Origin of the sequence: Arsukibacterium sp., from assembly GCF_033722355.1 — a bacterium.
Taxonomy (GTDB): Bacteria; Pseudomonadota; Gammaproteobacteria; order Enterobacterales; family Alteromonadaceae; genus Alishewanella.
The window spans coordinates 1-3,677 of record NZ_JAWVZF010000216.1 but is presented as its reverse complement, the minus strand read 5'-3'; the positions used below and the strand labels follow the sequence as shown (position 1 = coordinate 3,677).

Here is a 3,677-nt window from a genome sequence, read left to right as displayed (position 1 = left end):
TGCCTGTAATTCTGCCAGCACATAGGGATGGCAGCGAATAGCACCCTGACCATAGATAATCATATTGCGGGTTAAAATATTGGCACCTTCAACGGTAATCGCCACCGGTGCGCCCTGATAACCCCGGGCCAGATAATTATTCGGGCCCATACAGATCCCTTTACCGCCGTGCACATCCATCGCATCGTTAATCGCAGCGCGCATCCGTTCGGTCATATGGTATTTGGTAATTGCCGAGATAACTGACGGCTTTTCACCTAAATCGATAGCGCCTACTGACATGGTGGTTGATGCGTCTGCCATGTAAGCGTAGCCACCGATCCGGGCCATGGCTTCTTCGACACCTTCCATTTTACCAATCGGTAATTTGAACTGACGGCGGATCCTCGCATAGGCACCGGTAGCCATCGCTGCCGCCTTGATGCCGCCGGTACTGTTTGACGGCAGGGTAATAGCCCGGCCCACAGACAAACATTCTACCAGCATCTTCCAGCCCTGACCGACCATGTCAGCACCACCGATGATGTAATCAAGAGGCACAAAAATATCATTACCCTGAGTCGGGCCATTCTGGAATGGCACGTTTAACGGGAAATGACGCCGGCCAATTTTAACGCCCGGAGTATTGGCAGGAATTAACGCACAGGTAATTCCCAGCTCTTCTTTGTCACCAAGCAATTTTTCCGGATCATATAACTTGAACGCCAGGCCTAATACCGTCGCGATAGGCGCCAGCGTAATGTAGCGTTTGTTCCAGGTCAGGCGCATACCCAGGACTTCCTTACCCTGCCACTCGCCTTTACAGACAATACCAAAGTCGGGAATAGCACCGGCGTCTGAACCTGCTTCCGGACTGGTCAGGGCAAAACAAGGCACGTCGAGACCTTTCGCCAGCCGTGGTAAATAGTAATTTTTCTGCTCATCCGTACCATAATGTTGCAACAGCTCACCCGGGCCTAACGAGTTTGGCACGCCAACGATACTGGATAACATCATGCTCTTACTGGTCAGTTTTTGCAGTACGCATGACTGAGCATAAGCTGAAAATTCCAGGCCTCCATACTTTTTAGCGATTATCATCGCAAAAAAGCCCTTGCTTTTCAGGTAGTCATAAACTTCTGGTGATAAGTCAGCACGTTCATGGGTGCTGTGCCAGTCATCAACCATGGCCAGCAGCTCTTCAACCGGCCCATCAAGAAACGCCTGTTCTTCCGCGCTTAGCCGGGGCTTGGGGAAGTTATGCATCTTGTGCCAGTCTGGGTTGCCGCGAAACAGATCTGCTTCCCACCAGGTGGTACCTGCATCAATCGCTTCTTTTTCAGTGCTGGACATCTCCGGCATGATTTTGCGATACAGGCCTAACATCGGCCGGGTGATATATTGCTGGCGAATACTGGCAATATTTAACGGTAACGCTACCGCTAAAAATACCAGCCAGGTGACGAAACCGGCAGTATCAGTCAGGCTGCCGATGACTAATATTGCAGCAATGGCCGCCGTAAACATCGTCAAGCTGGCGCGGTAGTAAGCTAGCACACCAATTGCCACGACGATGGCAATTATTAAAAATAACACATTCATTGTTAACTCCTGATAAGAGGTCAGACCACTATTTGTTTAGCTTAGATTGCTTTGAAAAAAGTTGCAAGCACTATCCGGCTTTTCTCCGTTCAGTTTCTGTGGATCATGATTAACAATTAATTATACGCAGCAGAGCCGGTTAGTGGCTCAGTGTGCTTTACAACAGCGCAGGAAACTCTGGTGAAATGGAGCAGACTGCCCGGCGGCCGGCATGATTGTGAACAATATGACGCCGGCACTGGCAGGGGATGAATGGTTAACAGTTAAGGAGTAATAAACTCAAGCCTATGTAATTGCACGTCAAATTGCTCGACGTTATCTTCGCCACGCCATAAACGCACCAACATATAATCAAGTTCAGGAGCAACCCAGGCGTAAACTTGTTTTTCCGGATCATCCATTCTGGCGATCCGTAAAGTTTTGACCGTACCATAAGGCAATGCCAGCGGTTCTTCCATAATGACCCGGTAATGGTAAGTTTTGCTGTTGCCGTTCCGATTTAACACATCGTAAAAAAACTCTGTTTTGCCGGCACGCAGATCGATAACTAACTGCTGGTGATAACTTAACGGATCAAGCCAGTCATCCTGCCAACTGCCAGCTTTAATGTCTTTCGATTTACCGACAGCGAGCTGTTGTTTTTCATGGTTTAAATGCAGTTCGTAATGACGGCTTGGCCCGCTGCCCTGGCGTTTCATAACATAATGCAGCGGTTGCACTTTGTTGTTTCTGACAACAAATTCACTGATTTCCTGTCGCTTATCACTGAAAATAAGCCAGCTGATATCACTGCTATAGCCCATTTTATAATGATCTTCATCATATTTAAGAAAGCGATTTGCTTCGCCATGTCGTTTTCCGGCGCGGTATACCAGATAATCAGCTGAGAATTGACGAAAGGTTATTTCCGGGTCAACCGGCGGGGTGTCTGGAGCGGTTTGGGCAAGCGTTATTCCGGAATGAGTAAGCAGGCTGGTTAAAAGCAATGACGCCAGCAGGCGCCATTTAAGAGTCGTCCTCATCGTTCGCATATCCTTGTTCCGACAATACATTATTATCTAACCATGCCTTATCGCCACGCTGTTGTAAACGGTTTTGACAAAACCAGCGAATAACCAGCGGATACAGCTGATGTTCCTGTTCGTGTACTCTGGCCGCAATAGTGTTGGCATCGTCTCCGGGAAAAATCGGCACTTTAGCCTGTAATATAACAGGCCCACCATCCAGCTGCTCTGTGACAAAATGCACGCTGCAGCCGTGTTCGTTGTCGCCGGCATCAAGCGCCCGCTGATGCGTGTTTAATCCCTGATACTTCGGCAGCAAAGACGGATGAATGTTCAATAATTTTCCACGGTAGTGGCTGACAAAGCCTGCAGTCAGAATTCGCATAAAGCCGGCAAGCACGACCAGATCGGGCTGGTAGCTATCGATAAGCTTTATTAATTCCTGATCGTATGCATCACGGCTGGCAAAATTTTTATGGCTGAGGGCATGGTTAGCGATACCTGCTTCTGCCGCTCGCTGTAAACCGTAAACCGCAGTTTTGTTTGAGATAACTGCCGATACCCGGCCAGCGATAAAGCCGCTGGCACAGGCATCAATAACAGCTTGCAGATTAGAACCGTTTCCTGAAATCAGTACTACTATAGATTTCATCGACTGTCCTATTCGTTAATTATCACAAGTTCGTCGCCAGCAGCCGCGCTCTCGATTTCACCCAGATGCCAGGCGGTTTCGCCAGCGGCTTGCAGGTTAGCTAGTGCTGAACTGAGCTTATCCGCCGGTACAACCAGCAACATGCCGACGCCACAGTTAAAGGTGCGGTACATTTCATGGCGGCTGATATTGCCTTGTTGTTGTAACCAGTTAAAAATTGCGGGCCACTGCCAGCTTTTGCCGTTGATCACGGCTTTGGTGTCGGCAGGTAATACCCGTGGAATATTTTCCCAGAAACCACCACCGGTAATATGACACAGCGCATGAACAGGCATTTGCTTAATTAATGCCAGCAGATTTTTAACATAGATCCGGGTGGGCTCCAGTAAATGGTCTGCCAGACTTTTGCCTTCAAGCAGCGTATCTGCCGACTGACCACT

General features: G+C 48.8%; 4 protein-coding genes. All 4 read right to left on the bottom strand.

Going from position 1 to position 3,677, the window contains the following annotated elements; all coding sequences use genetic code 11:
- Positions 1–1,581 (bottom strand): acyl-CoA dehydrogenase (locus R3177_RS13870; RefSeq protein WP_318971609.1); only part of this gene is annotated, 1,581 nt, incomplete at its 3' end.
- A 263-nt stretch (positions 1,582–1,844) separates the two neighbouring features.
- On the bottom strand, positions 1,845–2,603 hold the full coding sequence (locus tag R3177_RS13865) for a DUF3108 domain-containing protein (protein WP_318971608.1): 759 nt from the start codon (positions 2,601–2,603) through the stop codon (positions 1,845–1,847).
- A complete protein-coding gene (gene purN / locus R3177_RS13860) occupies positions 2,587–3,237 on the bottom strand; it encodes a phosphoribosylglycinamide formyltransferase (RefSeq protein WP_318971607.1) in 651 nt (216 codons plus the stop codon). Before purN ends, R3177_RS13865 begins: the two co-directional genes overlap by 17 nt.
- Positions 3,238–3,245: 8 nt before the next feature.
- A partial coding sequence (locus tag R3177_RS13855; protein WP_318971606.1) for an AIR synthase-related protein occupies positions 3,246–3,677 on the bottom strand: 432 nt, incomplete at its 5' end.

Coding starts and splice junctions, on each gene's coding strand:
- R3177_RS13865 (WP_318971608.1), bottom strand. CDS start 2,603: ATGAGGACGACTCTTAAATGGCGCCTGCTGGCGTCATTGCTTTTAACC.
- purN (WP_318971607.1), bottom strand. CDS start 3,237: ATGAAATCTATAGTAGTACTGATTTCAGGAAACGGTTCTAATCTGCAA.